At 74.7% G+C, this 15,510-nt stretch carries 13 protein-coding genes and 1 rRNA gene; 3 read left to right on the forward strand and 11 right to left on the reverse strand.

Going from position 1 to position 15,510, the window contains the following annotated elements; translation table 11 throughout:
- Window positions 1-78 precede the first annotated feature (78 nt).
- Window positions 79-1,002, forward strand: a complete 924-nt coding sequence (locus ACFRAR_RS16930) for a phosphatase PAP2 family protein (protein WP_380698839.1) — start codon at window positions 79-81, stop codon at window positions 1,000-1,002.
- Here ACFRAR_RS16930 and ACFRAR_RS16935 read toward each other — a convergent pair.
- Window positions 975-1,307: a DUF2218 domain-containing protein gene (locus tag ACFRAR_RS16935; RefSeq protein ID WP_380698840.1), complete on the reverse strand. Its 333-nt coding sequence runs from the start codon at window positions 1,305-1,307 to the stop codon at window positions 975-977. The two genes, ACFRAR_RS16930 and ACFRAR_RS16935, sit on opposite strands and share 28 nt — an antisense overlap.
- Window positions 1,308-1,476: 169 nt before the next feature.
- On the opposite strand from ACFRAR_RS16935, the gene ACFRAR_RS16940 reads away from it, so the two are divergent.
- The gene (locus ACFRAR_RS16940) at window positions 1,477-1,995 is read left to right on the forward strand and encodes a MarR family winged helix-turn-helix transcriptional regulator (RefSeq protein WP_380698841.1); all 519 of its coding nucleotides are present in this window, start codon (window positions 1,477-1,479) and stop codon (window positions 1,993-1,995) included.
- Here ACFRAR_RS16940 and ACFRAR_RS16945 read toward each other — a convergent pair.
- Entirely contained in the window at window positions 1,910-2,851 is a 942-nt protein-coding gene (locus ACFRAR_RS16945) for an EamA family transporter (protein WP_380698853.1), read from the reverse strand. The genes ACFRAR_RS16940 and ACFRAR_RS16945 overlap by 86 nt on opposite strands.
- Window positions 2,852-2,996: 145 nt before the next feature.
- Here ACFRAR_RS16945 and ACFRAR_RS16950 point away from each other — a divergent pair, with 145 nt between their 5' ends.
- On the forward strand, window positions 2,997-3,902 hold the full coding sequence (locus ACFRAR_RS16950) for a LysR family transcriptional regulator (RefSeq protein ID WP_380698842.1): 906 nt from the start codon (window positions 2,997-2,999) through the stop codon (window positions 3,900-3,902).
- Between the two features lie 69 nt (window positions 3,903-3,971).
- Here ACFRAR_RS16950 and ACFRAR_RS16955 read toward each other — a convergent pair whose 3' ends face one another.
- From ACFRAR_RS16955 to rrf, 9 genes are all read right to left on the reverse strand, one after another.
- Window positions 3,972-4,739 carry a ZIP family metal transporter gene (locus ACFRAR_RS16955; RefSeq protein WP_380698843.1) on the reverse strand — a complete coding sequence of 256 codons (768 nt, stop codon included), beginning with the start codon at window positions 4,737-4,739 and terminating at the stop codon, window positions 3,972-3,974.
- Window positions 4,740-5,104: 365 nt separating this feature from the next.
- A complete protein-coding gene (locus ACFRAR_RS16960) occupies window positions 5,105-6,838 on the reverse strand; it encodes a restriction endonuclease (RefSeq protein ID WP_380698844.1) in 1,734 nt (577 codons plus the stop codon).
- Window positions 6,839-6,952: 114 nt separating this feature from the next.
- Window positions 6,953-8,716, reverse strand: coding sequence for a hypothetical protein (locus ACFRAR_RS16965; RefSeq protein ID WP_380698845.1), 1,764 nt, complete (start codon window positions 8,714-8,716; stop codon window positions 6,953-6,955).
- 499 nt (window positions 8,717-9,215) lie between these two features.
- Window positions 9,216-9,872, reverse strand: a complete 657-nt coding sequence (locus ACFRAR_RS16970; protein WP_380698846.1) for a YigZ family protein — start codon at window positions 9,870-9,872, stop codon at window positions 9,216-9,218.
- A 110-nt stretch (window positions 9,873-9,982) separates the two neighbouring features.
- Entirely contained in the window at window positions 9,983-11,272 is a 1,290-nt protein-coding gene (locus ACFRAR_RS16975) for a DUF6986 family protein (protein ID WP_380698847.1), read from the reverse strand.
- 111 nt (window positions 11,273-11,383) lie between these two features.
- The gene (locus tag ACFRAR_RS16980) at window positions 11,384-12,958 is read right to left on the reverse strand and encodes a DUF2637 domain-containing protein (RefSeq protein WP_380698848.1); all 1,575 of its coding nucleotides are present in this window, start codon (window positions 12,956-12,958) and stop codon (window positions 11,384-11,386) included.
- A gap of 221 nt (window positions 12,959-13,179) precedes the next feature.
- On the reverse strand, window positions 13,180-13,845 hold the full coding sequence (locus tag ACFRAR_RS16985) for a LuxR C-terminal-related transcriptional regulator (protein ID WP_380698849.1): 666 nt from the start codon (window positions 13,843-13,845) through the stop codon (window positions 13,180-13,182).
- On the reverse strand, window positions 13,797-15,206 hold the full coding sequence (locus ACFRAR_RS16990; protein WP_380698850.1) for a histidine kinase: 1,410 nt from the start codon (window positions 15,204-15,206) through the stop codon (window positions 13,797-13,799). The genes ACFRAR_RS16985 and ACFRAR_RS16990 overlap by 49 nt, the downstream gene beginning before the upstream one ends.
- Window positions 15,207-15,406: 200 nt before the next feature.
- A 5S ribosomal RNA gene (gene rrf / locus ACFRAR_RS16995) occupies window positions 15,407-15,510 on the reverse strand; the annotation flags it as partial.

The raw sequence follows: 15,510 nt of genomic DNA on the forward strand, positions 1-15,510 counted from the left end.
CGGCGCGGGGTGAAGATGATGTGCGGAATCGCTGAAGGCACTCGGCGTGGAAGGGCTGTTGACGTAGTGTCATCACAGATGGACAGCGAGCCCCAGCCCTTGGCGGAGCCGTCCGCGGCGGCCCCTGCGGGGCCGGTTCCGCGGGTGCTGCGCGAGGGCGACAAGGCCGCCCCGGGAGGGGCGGCGCACACCGAAGGCCGATCGGCCGACCGTCCGACCCACACCCCCCGGGGCGCACGGAACGGCGATCATCAGAGCCGCCCCGGAGCTCTCCCCCCTGCTCCGGGGCGGCTGTTCGCCGTCCTGGGCCGGGCCGCCCGGTCGGTGGCCGTTCCGGTGGTCGCGGCGGTGCTGCTGCTGGCGGTCTCCTGGCAGGTCGCGGCGGACGGGCCGCTGCTCGGCGTGGACCGCTCGGTCCGCCGGGCGGTCCACGCGGCCCGGCGGGGCGCTCCGAGCGCGCTGGTCGACCGCCTCGGCCACCTGTTGTCGGACCTGGGTGGCGGCGTTCCGGCGGTCCCGGTGCTGCTGGTGGCCGGCGTGCTGGCCGCCTGGTGGTGGCGCCGGTCCCGGGCCGGGCGCTGGTGGCTGCCGCTGCCGGTGGCGGCGGTGACGGCGGGGCTGATCCCGCTACTGGTGGTCCCGGCGAAGGCGGCTTTCGCCCGGCCGGGCCCGCTCGGGGAGCCGCTGGCGGCGGGCCAGTGGGGCTGGTTCCCGTCGGGGCACACGGCGACCGCGGCGATCTCGTACGGGGTGGCGGCGCTGCTGCTGGCCCGGGTGGCCGGCCCGCGGGCCGGCCGGGGGCTGGCGGCGGGTGCGGTGCTGCTGTCGCTCGGGGTGGGCGCGGGGCTGGTGTGGTGTGACTTCCACTGGCTGCTGGACGTGGTGGCGAGCTGGTGCCTGGCCATCCTGACGCTGTGGGCACTGGACCGGTGGCTGCCCCGGCCGGGGGCCGGGAGGGGTCGGGCCGGGAGGGGTCAGGCGTCGGGGTCCTCGTTGCGGTGAACCAGGCCGGGCTCGCCGTTGTCCCGCTGCCACTCGACGACGAGTTCCTCGCGGGCGCCGAAGCGGACCAGGTGGCGGCCGACGACGTCCTCCAGGCCGGGCAGGTTCTCGCGCTCGCCCTCGACGGCGAGCAGCAGCGCGTCCGGCCGCGCCTCCAGGGTGGCGGTGCCGGCGCCGAAGACCAGCGTGCCGCGGCCGGTCTCCTCGGAGTAGACGGCCTCGATCTTGCGCCCCATGTGGGCGGCGAGCTGCTTGGCGTAACGGCCCGAGCGGTCGGTGGCGACGCGGGCTTCGGAGCGGGGCATGGGCCCTCCTGGGTTTGTGGAGGGAAACTTAGGGTCCCCTCACTTGAGGCCAACGCTAACCCAGATACTGAGCTTGGCTCAACATATTTCCGCGATCATTCTCCGCTGCCCGCCGCAGCCCCCGGACCGGCCGCTACCCTGGGGCGGACGCCAGCCGAGGAGACCACCGATGACCACCACGCCGACCGACGAACCGGCGGAACCCTCCCCCGGCCCCGGCGGCACCCCGGGCTCCGCCGCCGAGCTGGCCGACGCGATGACCAGGGCGATCAAGCGGATCCGCCGCCAGACCGGCTGGCGACTGGAGCCGTACGGCATCACTCCCGGCCAGGCCCGGGCGCTGCGCACGCTCGCCCACGTGCCCGGCTGCGAGACCCCGGACCGCGCGATGCGGCTGAGCGACCTCGCCGACAAGCTGCACATCGCCCCGCGCTCGGCGACCACCGTGGTCGACGCGCTGGAGGAGGCCGGTCTGGTCGAGCGCAGCCCCGACCCGGCCGACCGGCGGGCCGTCCGGATCCTGCTGACCGAGGCCGGGCGTGCCGCGGTGGAGCGGATCGGGCAGGTCCGGGACGAGGTCGCGCAGGACTACTTCGGTGAGGTCAGCCCCGCCGACGAGGAGGTGCTGCTGCGGGTGCTGCGCTCCGCCGAGGCCCGTTTCCTCGCAGCCGGGCCGCCACGGCGCTAGCCGCGCCCGGGCGCAGCGCGGTGATCCCGATCCCGGCGATCACCAGCAGCGCGGCCGCGGCGGCAATCGGGCTGATGCGCTCGCCGAGCAGCAGCCAGGCCGAGGACATCCCGAACACCGGCACCAGCAGCGAGTAGGGGGCGACGGCGGTCGCGTCGTAGCTGCGCAGCAGGTAGCTCCAGGCGACGAAGCCGAACAGGGTGGAGAGCAGCCCGACGTAGCCGATCACCCCCAGTCCGGCCGGGGTGATCTCGCGCAGCGCCCGCCAGTCCGCCCGCGGCCCCTCGACCAGCAGGGACAGGCCCAGCAGCGGAAGCGGCGGGACGGCACTGACCCAGACCATCCAGCGCAGCGCGTCCGGCGGCGCGGCCCGGCGGGTCAGCACGTTGGCCAGCCCCCAGGCGACGGCGGCCAGGACCACCAGCGCGAAGGCCCCGAGCGGGCCGCCGGCGCCCTGGTTCCAGGCGCTCAGCGCGATGCCCGCGAAGGCGATCGCCAGGCCCGCCAGCCGCTGCCCGCCGGGGCGTTCGCGCAGCAGCACGGCGGCGAACAGCGCGGTGAAGCCGGCCTGCCCCTGGAGCACCAGGGAGGAGAGCCCGGCCGGCATCCCGGCGTGCATGCCGAGGAAGAGCAGCCCGAACTTGACCACCCCGAGGACCATCCCGACGGCCACCACCCAGCGCCAGGCCACCCGGGGCGGGCCGACGAAGAAGATGGCCGGCACCGCGACGACGGCGAACCGCAGGGCGCAGAAGAGCAGCGGCGGGAAGCTGTCCAGGCCGACGTGGATCAGGACGAAGTTGAGGCCCCAGACGGCGGCCACCAGCACGGCCAGGGCGATGTGGCGCGGGCTCATGCCGGTCCCGCCGTCGGTGCTCGCCGTTCCGGTGCTGCGTCGGCCGCTCGGGGCGGTGGTTGTCGCGGTCATGGGTCGAGCATGGCGGCGCCGAACCGTGTAGCACCAGCGATGAATTCTGAAGGGGACACTTTAGGATCGCTGCATGATGGATCTGGGGCGCCTGCGGGCGCTGCACGCGGTGGCGGTGCACGGCTCGGTCGGCGGGGCGGCGGCCGCGCTCGGTTTCACGCCCTCGGCGGTCTCGCAGCAGATCGCCAAGCTGGAGCGGGAGACCCGGACGGTGCTGCTGGAGCGCCAGGGCCGGGGGGTGGTGCTGACCGACGCCGCGCATGAACTCGCCGCCACCGCGCGGACCGTGCTGGGGCTGGTGGAACAGGCCGAGGTGCGTCTGGAGGAGCAGCGCGGCCGGGCCGCGGGGCGGCTGCTGGTGGCCGCGTTCCCGTCCGGCGCCCGCGGGCTGATGCCCGGGGCGCTGGCCGATCTGCGGCGGCGCTGCCCGGAGCTGGACGTCCGGCTGCTGGAGCGCGACCCGTATCCGGCGGCCGAGCTGGTGGCCCGGGGTGAGGTGGACCTGGCGCTGGTGCAGGACTGGCCGACCGTACCGCTCCCGGTGCAGGAGGGGGTCTCCCGGATGGACCTCGGCACGGACCCGGTGGACCTGCTGCTGCCCGCCGACGACCCGCTGACCGCGCTCGACCCGGTGCCGGTGGAGCGGCTGTGCGGGCAGCGGTGGATCAGCGTGCCGCCGGGCAACATCTGCCACGACTGGCTGGTCCGCACCCTGCGCGAGGCCGGCGAGGAGCCGGACGTGCGCTACCAGGTCGGGGAGTTCGAGACCCAGATCGCGCTGGTCGCGGCCGGTCTGGGGATGGGACTGGTGCCGAGGCTGGGCCGGGGCCCGCTGCCGCCCGGGGTGGCGGCCCGCCGGGTGGTGCCGGAGCCGAGCCGCCGGGTCTTCGCGCTCTGGCGCTCCCAGGCATCCCGGCGGCCTGCCATCACCGAGGCGCTGGCCTCGATGCGGGAGTACTGGGGGCGGCTTCCGGCCTGATCTGCCTGGTCAGCCTGATCGGCCGAACTGCCCGACCGGGCCGACCGGGCCGACCGGGCCGACCGGGCCTCAGCCGGCGAACCCGATCACCAGCCACATGAAGCCGACCCCCACGACGGTGCAGAGCAGGGTGCTGCGCGAGGGGTGGGGACTGTGCGCCTCCGGGAGGATGTCGGAGGTCGCCAGGTAGAGCAGGAACCCGGAGAAGAACCCCAGGTAGAGGCCGAGCAGGTGCTCCGGGATGGTGAAGGCCAGGGTGATCGCCGCCCCGGACACCGGGGCCAGCGCGTCCGCCGCGAGCAGGGCCAGCGCCCGCCGTCTGTCGTTCCCGTACAGCCGGGTGATCGTGTAGGTGTTGAAGCCGTCGGCGAAGTCGTGCGCGACCACCGCGATGGCCACCACCGTGCCGACCGTGGTGCCGGCCTGGAAGGCGGCGCCGATCGCGAAGCCGTCCATCATGCTGTGCCCGACCAGGGCCAGCGCGGCGGCCAGTCCGACGCCCTGGTGCCCGGAGTGTCCGTGAGGGTGGCCCTGGTGGTGGCCGTGGGAGTGCGCCGCGTACTCGCCCTCGTGGCCGCGGTGGATGGCGACCGCCCGCTCGACCACGTGGAGGGTGAGGAAGCCGCCCGCGAACATCAGCAGCGCCTCCGGCACGCCGTGCACCTCCCCGGGCGCCTCGTGGAGCGCCTCGGGCAGCAGGTCGAAGGCGACCACACCGAGCATCAGTCCGGCGGCGAAGCCGAGCACCAGGTGCCGGCGGTCGCCGGTGCGCTGGGCGACGAAACCGCCGATCAGGGTCATCAGGAACGCCCCGGCGGCGACCAGGACCGCGGTCATCGGGCCGGCTCCGGCGCCGATCCGGTGTGGTGGTCGGGGCCGCCGTGCGGTCTGCCGAGCGCTCTGCCCATTCCTCTCCCCTGGGATCCGCCCCTGGCCGGGCCGACCGCCCGCCGTACCGGACGCACGTTCGGCGGTGATCGCCCGGAGTGCCGGGGCTGGGGTGTGTGCTGCGGAGCCGTTCCCCCAGCCTCGGTCCGGGGGTTCCGGGGCGCCCGCCGGATGCGCCGTCCGGGTGATGTCCCCCGGCGGCCCCGGCGGGGCCACGGTCTGTCGGGGGTGGTCGGGGGTGGTCGGGGGGCGGGGTCGGGGGTGGTCTGTCGGGGGGTGCGGTCGGGGTCGGGGGCGGGGGCGGGTGCGGTCGGTCAGCTGCCGGTGGCGACCGGTAGGCCCAGGTGGGTGTGGGCCAGTTCGCGGACTCCGTCGCCGTCGATCAGGTGGATGTGCCGGTGGCTCTCCCCGGCGGTGAGGTCCAGCACCTCGTCGGCGAAGCGGCCGGTGGTGAGCCGCAGGCCGCGCTCGGCGGACTCCTCGCCCACCGCCTCGGCCAGGGTCTCGATCTGCTCGACGCCGATCGACGCGGTGTCCCGGGAGGCCCAGACCACCCAGCGGCCGGGCAGCGCGCTGCCGGGCGCGCCCTCCCCGGTGGCGACCAGTCCGGCCGGGCCGCGCAGCCGTACGCTCCACCGCGCGATCCCGCCGCGGGTCAGCAGGTCCCGCACCAGCTGGGCGAACTCGTTGGCGGACAGGTCGGCGGCGGCCGGCACGGTGGCCCCGGCCTGGGCGGCCGGCCGGACACCGGCCCGGTCGTACGGGTCCGGGGTGACGGCCGCGCCGAGCTGGCGCAGCCGCACCAGGGCCTCGTCCTGCTCGGCGTCGGCGTAGACGCCTTCGTCGTCGCGCTCCTCGTACGGGGTGCCCGGCGGCAGTAGCCGGGTGCGGGCCAGCGCGTCGCGGTCGGCGTCCACGCTGACCAGGCAGAGCGGCTCGGCCGTGGCGGGATCGCGCAGCCAGCCGTTGAGGACGACGCCGGCGAGTATCTCGTCGGTGTCGACGGCGTCGGCGGCCTGGAGGGCGCGCAGGGCGAGCCGGGCGACCAGCCGCAGGTAGTCGGTGGCCCGGTCCGCGGGCGGGCGCGGCACCGGGACGATGTCGCCGCCCGGGGCGAGCCGGTAGCCGGTGAGCGAGGGCACCAGGTCGAGCGGCGGCAGGTCGAGGTCCAGTACGGCGGTGCGGGTGAGCGGGCGGAAGACCGCCCGGCAGGCGGCGGGCAGGTCCTGGGTGGTGGTCTCGGCCGCCGCCAGCGCCCGCTCCAGCAGCGATTCCACGGCGGCCGGCTCGGCCAGCCGGTAGGCCCGGCGGCACTCCTCCAGGCTCTCGTTGTACTCGCGCACGACGCGGGCCCGGGCCTCCTCGGCCGCCTCGTGGGCGCGCCGGGACTCGTCGGCGGCCGGGTTGCCGGCCTCGGCCCGGCGGGTGCGCCACTCGCGTAGGGCGCGCTGGTGGGTGAGCCGGGCCTGGGCCAGCTCACGCTGGTAGCCGGAGTCGAGCAGCCGACGGGACGGGCCGCTCTCCGGGTCGGCCGCGGGCGGTTCGACGGGGGCGAAGTCCTCCCAGCGGGGCTCTGACTCGGCTTCGGCGGCGGGGCCGTCGGCCGGGTAGGGGCGGGGCTGGTAGTGGCGCAGCTGGCTCTCGAAGTCCATCGCCGAGACGGGCAGCGCGGCCCGCCGCAGCAGGTCGGCCAGCCGGTCGTGCTCGGCCTGGACGGTGAGTGTGCGGTGGTGGGTCAGGGTGGCGGCCCGGGCGTGCGCCGCCACGGCGTCGTCCGGGCCGGCCTCGGCGGAGCCGGGACGGCCGGGGCCGTCCGGACCGTCGAGGCCCGGGTCGGGTGGCGCATCGCCGGACGCCCCGTTGCCGGACCGACCGTCACCGGTCGTGCCGTCGCCGGTCGTGCCGTCACCGGGGCCGGCGGTGGAGGCGCCGTCCGGCTCCCGGTCCTCGCCGGCTCCGAGGTCACGGAAGACCGAGGCGAGGAAGCCCGGCCGGGGGAACTGGACGGTGGCGGTGCCGTCGGACTGGCCGTCTGCTGAGTACTGCATCGGTCGTCGTTCCCCCATGCTCGTCCGGCGCCTGCCCGGGGCGGTCGGCGACCCTGCGGACCCTCCCCTGGCGGACATTGTCCCCCGAACGGGCGCGGCGGTCAGCCAAGCCGCTCAGTTGGTCCGGGTGTTGGTCAGGTGCAGGCCGATGTAGCCGACGTAGATCCGGCCGCTGCCGGAACAGTCGTCCAGGTAGTGCAGCCGGGGTGCGGTGCGGCCGCCGCCGATCCGCAGGTGCGCGCCCATGAACGCGCGCCGGGACGCGTCGACGCACTCCGGCACCGGCAGCATCCGCTCGCGCTTCCACTTGGTGTGGCTGAACACCGTCCGGGACTCCCCGCGCACCGCCTTGCGGGGCGGGAAGCGGCGGCAGCCCTCGGGGGTGCGCTCGCACCACTGCTTGAAGTCCCCGCCGGCCGCGCCGCGCACAGCCGCCTCGGCGTACTCCTGAAGGGCCGTCAGGCCGTCCCAGGCGAGCCGGGCCCACCCGGCGCCGGTGCACTGGAGCCCATCGAGGGCGAGCGCGGTCTTCTGGTCACCGGTGAAGGTCACCAGCGGGAACTCGCCCAGTCTGGCCATGAGTTCGCTGAAGGTGTCGGGCGCGCCAGGACGGGCGACGGGGCGGACGGCGGGGTGCGCGCCCAGGGCCGGCCCGCCGCCGGCCGGCGCGAGGCAGTGGCGGCCGGTCAGCGCACGGGCCCCGGAGCGGAGACGGCCCTCCCGGATGTCCCTGCTGTCGCGGCCCTGGCCACGCTCGCGGTGATCGCGGCGCTCCAGGCGCAGGGTGTGCCGGACCCGCTCCAGCTCGTCGGCCCTGGCCTGCTGTTCGGCGCGGTCCTGCTGCTCCTCGCGGGCGAGCGCGGTCAGGTCGGCCCGGGCGGCGGCCCGCTCCGGGCCCCGGCCCCCGGCCGTCCGGTCGGCGGCTCCGTCGGCGGCGTTCCCGGCGGTCCGCCCGGTGGTCCGCTCCGCGGCTCGGCGGAGCTGCGGCGGCGGGACGCGCAGCACCGGCACGGCCGCCAACGGCGGTGGCAGCGGCTGGTCCGCGGCGAGGCGGCGCGGCTCGCGGGCGAGCAGCCCGGCGGCGCGGCGCAGGTCCTCTTCTATTCGGCCTCGGGCGAGTACCGGATGTCGGGCGCTGTCCTGCCGGGAGGCCGGGTCGACCTCGGGCAGGTAGGTCCGCACCGCCCCGCCGTAGACGGTGTGGTACTCCAGTGCGACGTTGAACCCGGTGCGGGCGCCGGGGTCGAGCACGTAGGCGGTGGCGAGTCCGGGCAGCTGGCGACAGAGCGGGGCGACCACGTCGTGCACCCAGCCGTCGAGCGGGACGTTCACCGGGACACTGGCCACCACGACGGGCAGCCTGCGCTCGGGGTCGCAGAGCTCGTCGATCAGGGCGTCGACCTCGTCGGCCGTGATCACCCGGGGCCCGGTGTGGACGGCGGCCGGGCCGTCGGTGGCGTCGAGCAGCGGCAGGAGCGAACGGGCGAGTTCGGGCACCGGCACCCGGCACGGGGTGCGCACGCCGGTACCGGTGCTGTGCGTCTCGGCCTCCAGCCGGACCCAGGTCGGCCCGTCCGCCCCGGTGGCCACCGTGAGGGTGAGCTGCTGGGTGCCGTGCGGGGCCGGAGTGCGCAGGCGGCGGCGGTCGTAGCGGCCGGCGCCCGGGCCGTCGCGCAGCGGGCCCTGGTCCCGGTCGAACAGGACCCGCTCGCCCAGGCGGAGGCGCTCGGTGGCGGGACCCGCCGCGGCGCCCGGCCCGAGTGGGGCCGGCCCGGCGGGCGGGGGCTCCTCGAAGCCCTCCTGTTTCAGCCAGGCGGCGAGCTGCTCGTCGGCCAGGGCGACGGCCTCCGGGTGCGCGAGGGCCGTGGTGACCGTCATCCGGTAGGGCGTCGTGGGGCCACGGGAGCCAGGTGCGTCGGCACCGGTGTGCGTGCGGACGCGGTTCTGGACGGGACGGCTCGCGAGCGGGTGACTCGACACCGGGTGGCTCGGAGTCAGGTGGATCGGAGCCGGTTGGCTCGGAGCCGAGTGGTCGGCGGTCGGGTGCGTCGGGACCGGGTGGGTCGCGGACTGGGGATTCGGGGTCGAACGGTTCGAGGTCATGCACGTACCTCCGTGGTGCGGGGTGGGGTCCTGTGTCCTCCATCGATGGTTTCGTCCGGTTCTGCCGGAACCTTGCCCAGGAAACGCCACGGCCCGGAGGGGAAGTTCCAACTCCGGGCTACGACACTACGTTCGGGTGAATCTGCTCAAGCGGTCTTCCGCGTGGCGCGGGCCCTGGGTTACGGGGAACCGCTCCTCAGGGGCCGTCAGGACGGCTCGGCGGGACGGCTCGGCGGGACGGCGCCCGGCCCCGCCGTGCCGGAGGTGTCCGCGGTCAGACCGGCACCTCGACGTAGGTGCGGCCGGCCGGGACCGCCACCGCCGTGCCGCCGGTCGCCTCGGCCAGCCAGGTGTGGAAGTCCGCCACGTCCGGCTCCGGCACCCCCACCTCGATCCGTACCCCGGCGGCCTCGTAGGCGAGGTCGCTGACCGTGTAGCCGGCCGCCCGCAGGTCGTTCTCCACCCGACCGGCCCGGACGTGGTCCACCGCCACCGCGAGCAGCGCGACCGGCCGGCGCTCCAGCAGGCCGATCTCGCCGACCGCCTCCGACACCGCGTTCCCGTACGCCCGCACCAGCCCGCCCGCACCCAGCTTGATCCCGCCGAAGTACCGGGTGACCACGGCGACGGTGTCCGTCAGGCCGCGTCGGCGCAGCACCTCCAGCATCGGCACCCCGGCCGTGCCGCCGGGTTCGCCGTCGTCGCTGGAGCGCTCGCGGCGCTGCTCGTCGCCGACCACGAAGGCGGTGCAGTTGTGCCGGGCGTCCCAGTACTGCTTGCGGATGCCCGCGATGAAGGCCTGCGCCTCCTCCTCGTCCACGACCCGGGCGAGGTGGCAGATGAACCGGGACTTCTTGATCTCGATCTCATGGCTGCCGGCCCGCCGGATGGTGAGGTACGGCCTGGCGGTGGGCTCCGGCGTGGCGGACATGGTGCGGGGGTCCTCCCGAGGGCGACGAATGCTGACGGCGCGCGCCCGGGGCACGGGAGCGGCACCGCCAGCCTAGTTGGCGCCCGGCGGGAGGACCGGCCGCCGGCGGGTCAGCGACCGGCCAGGGTGTTCAGCCGCTCGCGGTCCAGACCGGTCAGCTCGGTGACCTCGTCGAGGTCGACGGCGCCGCAGTCCAGGCCGCGCAGCAGGTAGCCGCTCAGCGCCCGGGCGGTGGCCGGCTCGTCCATCACGTCGCCGCCCGTCTTGGCGACGTACCCGGCGAGCCGGGCGGCTGCGGCCGACAGGCCCTCGCGGTAGAAGGAGTAGACCGCGGCGTATCGGGTCGGCAGGTGCGCCGGGTGCATGTCCCAGCCCTGGTAGTAGGCGCGGGCGAGCGAGCGCCGGACCAGGCCGTGGTGGAGTTTCCAGGCCGCGTGCACCTGCTCGGCGGAGCCGGTCGGGATGACGTTGGTCGAACCGTCGGAGAGCCGGACCCCGGTGCCCGCGGCCGCCACCTGCATGACCGCCTTGGCGTGGTCGGCGACCGGGTGGTCCATGCTCTGGTGGGCCGCGCTGACGCCGCACGCGGCGCTGTAGTCGAAGGTGCCGTAGTGCAGGCCGGTGGCGCGGCCCTCGGCGGCCTCGATCATCCGGGCGACGGTGGCCCGGCCGTCCGGGCCGAGGATCGCCTGGGTGGTCTCGATCTGGATCTCGAAGCCGATCCGGCCGGCGGGCAGCCCGGCCCGGCCCTCGAAGTCCTCCAGCAGCCGGACCAGCGCGGTGACCTGCTCGGCGTAGGTCACCTTGGGGAGGGTCAGGACCAGCCCCTCGGGCAGCCCGCCGCCGGCCAGCAGGGTGGCCAGGAACAGTTCCAGGGTGCGGATGCCGCGGGCCCGCACGGGGGCCTCCATGCACTTGACCCGGATGCCGAGGTACGGCGGCGCGCCGCCCTCGGCCACCGCGGCGGCCACCAGCTCGGCGGCGCGGACCGCGGCCGCGTCCTCCTCGGCGTCGGGGCGGGGGCCGTAGCCGTCCTCGAAGTCGATCCGCAGGTCCTCGATCGGCTCGCGCTCCAGCTTGGCGCGGACCCGGGTGTGCACGTCGGCGAGCAGCCCGTCGTCGGCGACGCCGAGGGCACGGGCCAGCTCGGCCGGGGTGGCGGCGTGCCGGTCGAAGGCTTCCAGCGCCTGGCGGCCCCACTCGCGCACGGTGTCGGCGCCGAAGGCGTCGGCCGGGACGTAGACGGTGTGCACCGGCTGCCTGGTCCCGGGCTCGCCCGGGTAGCGGCGCGCCAGGTCGGCGTCGACCGGGGCGAGCAGCGCCTCCACGGCGGCGCGGGCCGCGGCGGAGAAGGAGGCCCCGTCCGTCGGCCCGTTTCCGTCGGCCTCGACCCGTGTCATCCGCACTCCTCCATGCCGAACCAGCGCTTCAACAATTTGTTGAGGCGAAGGTAGCTCCGGCGCGGCCGGGCGTCAATGGCCGCCCGGGGACCGGCCGGTGGCTGCCCGACGTCACTCCCTCCCGGCGGCGACGTAGCGGTCGTGCAGCTCCGGGAAGAGCTCGGCGACCTCCTTGGGGTGGACCGAACCGTCCGGGCCCTTGCCCGTGACGCCGAAGTGCTTGGTCAGCCAGCCGGCGAGGCGCTGGGGGTCGGGCTGGTGGCCGTGGCTGTCCATGTAGGAGACGAGCGCCTCATAGGCGAGGTCCGGGTCGAGGCGCGCGGGCGCCTGGAGCATCGCGGGCTGCTCGGCGGGCACGAAGTCCTCGGCCGAAACCGACTGCTCGGCCTCGGCGGGCCGGACAGGCTCCTCCGGCAGGTGGGCCTGCTCCGACAGGTGAGCCTGGTCCGGCAGGTGAGCCTGCTGGGACTGCTCGGGCTGCTGGACCTGCTGACGGTGCACCGGCTCGGCGGGCTGCCCGGGCTGGTGCGGACCGTGCGCGGGGGCCGGGACCAGGACCGGGGCGGGCTCGTCGACGACCGGGCGCGGGGGCTTGAACCAGGGCGAGGCCTGGCCGGGCACCCGACCGCCCGGGGCCGCATCGGCCGGGTGGCCGGTGGTGCGGACCGGGCGTTCGGTCCAGACGTTCAGCTCCTCGCGGCGCGGCTGCGCGGCCGCGTCGGCCGCCCCGTCCGGCTCCTGGGCGGCCCGCAGCCGGACCGCGGCCAGTTTGGCGAGCATCGGGGCCGCCACCTCGGCGGACATCGGTGCGGCGGCCGCGGGCGACTGGGCCGGAGCCTGCTGGGACTGGGGCTGCTGGGCGGCCTCCGGCGCCTGCTGCGGGTGCTGGGGCTGCTGCGGGTGGCCGTCCGTGGCCGGGGCGATGGCCGCGGTGGTGCGGTTCTCCTGGGGGCCGATCGCCTGCGCCTCCTGCTCCGCCGGGACCTCCTTGACCTCGCGCTCGCGGCCCTCGTCATCCAGCCGGTCGAGCAGTGCCGGGTCCAGCGGAACCCCGAACTTGGCGAGCTTGAGCGGCAGCAGCGCCTGGATCGGCGCCGAGCGCCGCCAGCCGCGCCCGTACCGGAACCGCAGCTGCGCCCGGTAGACCAGGCGGTTCTGCTCGAGTCGGATCACCTCGTCGTAGGAGCGGAGCTCCCAGAGCTTCATCCGCCGCCAGAGCCTGAAGGTCGGCACCGGGGAGAGGATCCAGCGCATCACCCGGACCGACTCCATGTGACGGTCCGCGGTGATCGCCGCGATCCGGCCGACCGCATGCCTCGAAGCCTCGACCACCACGACGAAGAGCACCGGAATGACGGCGTGCATCCCCATGCCCAGCGGATCGCCCCAGGAAGCGGCCGCGTTGAACGCGATGGTGGCGACGGTCAGCAGCCACGCGGTCTGCCGCAGCATGGGGAACGGGATCCGCAGCCAGGTCAGCACCAGGTCGAGCGCGAGGAGTACCACGATGCCCGCGTCCACACCGATGGGGAAGGCATAGGAGAAGGCGCCGAAACCTTTCTCCATGGCCAGCTCGCGCACCGCGTTGTACGAGCCCGCGAAGCCGATGCCCGAGATGATGCAGGCACCGGCCGCGACCAGGCCGAGCAGGACCCGATGGGCCTTGGTGAGCGTTGGGCGTGCCATTACGTCTATCAACCCCTGGATGTCGGCTGCGGCCGTACGCGCCTCGACTGCCGGGTCCCGCCGGTCGGGCCGCCGGACGTCTGAGCGACCTCCGGGCTCGGCCCACCGGAGTTTACTCGTACAGGTGTTTAAGCGTTCCCACAGCCTGGGGTGTCACAGTACGACGGCCCGTCGACGGCCTCCGGCACCGCGCGGATCTGCGTGGAAGCCCGGTCTGCCCGTCAGCCGGTCTGCCCCGCCGTGCCGTTGAGGTAGGCCAGTACGGCGAGCACCCGGCGGTTGGCGTCCTCGTCGGGGACGATTTCGAGTTTGGTGAAGATGTTGGCGATGTGCTTGGCGACGGCGCCGTCGCTCACCGAGAGGCGGGCTGCGATCGCCGAGTTGGAACAGCCCTCGGCCATCAGCTCCAGCACCTCGCGCTCACGCGGGGACAGCCGCAGCAGCGGACCGGGCCGGCGCGAGGTGGTCTGCATCAGCTTGGCGATCACGTCCGGGTCCATCGCCGTCCCGCCCGCCGCCACCCGGCGGACCGCGTCGATGAACTGCCCCGCGTTGAACACCCGGTCCTTCAGCAGGTAGCCGATCCCCCCGGTGCCGTCGGCCAGCAGCTCCCGTGCGTAGAGCTGTTGGACGTGCTGCGACAGCACCAGCACCGGCAGGCCCTGGATCTCCCGCCGCGCCTTGAGCGCCGCCTGCAAGCCCTCGTCGGTGAGCGTCGGGGGCAACCGGACGTCGACCACGGCCACATCCGGGCGGTGGGTCAGCAGCGCCTCCAACAGTTCGGGACCGGTCTCCACCGCCGCGGCGATGGTGAAGCCGTGCGCTTCCAGCAGCCGGATCAGGCCTTCGCGAAGGAGGTAGAGGTCCTCGGCGAGGACAACTCGCACGGCAACTCCAAGGTGATGGTGGTGGGTCCGCCCGACGTGCTGTCGATGGAGAGGACACCGTCGAAGGTACCCAATCGCTTCTCGATTCCCCGCAGCCCCGTCCCCCGCGAGGGATCCGCCACACCGACTCCGTCGTCCGTCACCGAGACCCGCAGGAAACCCGCCCGGTAGAGGATGTCCACCCAGACCTGCTCCGCGCCCGAGTGCTTGGCCGCGTTGGCCAGCAACTCGCAGATGCTGAAGTACACCGCGGCCTCCACCGGGGCCGGCGGCCGGTCCGGCAGGCTCACGCACACCTCCGTCGGCAGCGCACTGTCCAGCGCCAACGCCCGGACCGCGTCGCCCAGTCCGCGCTCGGCGAGCACCGGCGGGTGGATGCCGCGCACCAGGTCCCGCAGCTCCTGAAGAGCCCGGGCCGAGGACTGGCGCGCCTCGGCGAGGAGCTCCCGCGCGGCCGCCTGGTCGGTGTCCATCAGGTGCTCGATGGTGCCCAGCGTCATGCCTATCGCGACCAGCCGTGCCTGGGCGCCGTCGTGCAGGTCCCGCTCGATCCGCCTCAGTTCGGCTGCCTGGTTGCCCGCCGCGTCCGCCCGCGTCTCGGTCAGCTCGGCCACCCGCCTGGTCAGCTGGGCGTGCGTGGCCCGGCCGTCCTGGTCCAGCACCCGACGGGCCGCCTCCGCGTACCAGCGCACCGCGAACGGGGCCACGAGTATCCCGACCGCGATCATGACGGCCCCGAGCATGACGCTCAGCAGGACGGACGTCATCTGGCTGTCCAGCGGGCCGAACCCGTCCGTCGGCACCGGCCCCGTCAGGATGTTGGCGGCGCCGAGTCCCAGCAGAACGACCACCGGGCCCGCCAAGGCGATCGCGAGAAACGGGTTCACCAGCAGCCAGGCCAGCTCGGCACGGGTGGTCCGGTCCCGCAGGCCCCAGTGGACCAGCTGCGCGTACTTCGCCACCGTCCGCGAACGGTGGTACGTGTAGCCCGTCCACCAGTGCCCCCGGCCGTCCAACTCCAGCTCCGGGCGGGGCTCGTACACGGCCGGCAGCCGGATGCCGAACCAGCGCTCCAGCTGGCCTCGCGTGCGGTTCGCGGTGCGGCGGACGTTGGTGGCGGCCACCACACTGCCGACGGCCACCGCCACCAGAAGGGCAAGGAACAGCCCCACGTCGTACGACTGGAGGAGCTGGGACGACACCGCCCCCGAGAAGACCGCAGCACCCACCGGCAGCACCGCCCCCGGCACCGCTGCCAACACCACCACGGCAAGCCGCGCGAGCCCCTCACCGCCGGCCGTGAAGGCGGACCGGGCCTGCGCACCTACGGACGTGCCGCTCGTACGACTCACTGTTGTCACGGAAGCTCCTGGTGCCGGTACCGATCGTCCTCCATCAGTGTTCACGAACCGCCCGCCACCCACACTGGCCATGGCACCCCAATTCCGGGGTGGACCTAGGACCACCTGCTGGTGGACAAAGGGGCATCGGCAAGTGAGATGGCCCGGAAACGCGAAGAACCCCCATCCGGAAACCGGATGGGGGTTCATTCACAATAATTGTTCGGCGACGTCCTACTCTCCCACAGGGTCCCCCCTGCAGTACCATCGGCGCTGTGAGGCTTAGCTTCCGGGTTCGGAATGTAACCGGGCGTTTCCCTCACGC

Source organism: Kitasatospora sp. NPDC056651 (assembly GCF_042792155.1).
In the GTDB taxonomy this organism is placed as follows: domain Bacteria; phylum Actinomycetota; class Actinomycetes; order Streptomycetales; family Streptomycetaceae; genus Kitasatospora.

Bases quoted from the DNA above. Each gene is read 5' to 3' on its own strand.
- ACFRAR_RS16930 (WP_380698839.1), top strand. From the start codon at position 79: ATGGACAGCGAGCCCCAGCCCTTGGCGGAGCCGTCCGCGGCGGCCCCT.
- ACFRAR_RS16935 (WP_380698840.1), bottom strand. From the start codon at position 1,307: ATGCCCCGCTCCGAAGCCCGCGTCGCCACCGACCGCTCGGGCCGTTAC.
- ACFRAR_RS16940 (WP_380698841.1), top strand. From the start codon at position 1,477: ATGACCACCACGCCGACCGACGAACCGGCGGAACCCTCCCCCGGCCCC.
- ACFRAR_RS16945 (WP_380698853.1), bottom strand. From the start codon at position 2,851: ATGAGCCCGCGCCACATCGCCCTGGCCGTGCTGGTGGCCGCCGTCTGG.
- ACFRAR_RS16950 (WP_380698842.1), top strand. From the start codon at position 2,997: ATGATGGATCTGGGGCGCCTGCGGGCGCTGCACGCGGTGGCGGTGCAC.
- ACFRAR_RS16955 (WP_380698843.1), bottom strand. From the start codon at position 4,739: ATGACCGCGGTCCTGGTCGCCGCCGGGGCGTTCCTGATGACCCTGATC.
- ACFRAR_RS16960 (WP_380698844.1), bottom strand. From the start codon at position 6,838: ATGCAGTACTCAGCAGACGGCCAGTCCGACGGCACCGCCACCGTCCAG.
- ACFRAR_RS16965 (WP_380698845.1), bottom strand. From the start codon at position 8,716: ATGACGGTCACCACGGCCCTCGCGCACCCGGAGGCCGTCGCCCTGGCC.
- ACFRAR_RS16970 (WP_380698846.1), bottom strand. From the start codon at position 9,872: ATGTCCGCCACGCCGGAGCCCACCGCCAGGCCGTACCTCACCATCCGG.
- ACFRAR_RS16975 (WP_380698847.1), bottom strand. From the start codon at position 11,272: ATGACACGGGTCGAGGCCGACGGAAACGGGCCGACGGACGGGGCCTCC.
- ACFRAR_RS16980 (WP_380698848.1), bottom strand. From the start codon at position 12,958: ATGGCACGCCCAACGCTCACCAAGGCCCATCGGGTCCTGCTCGGCCTG.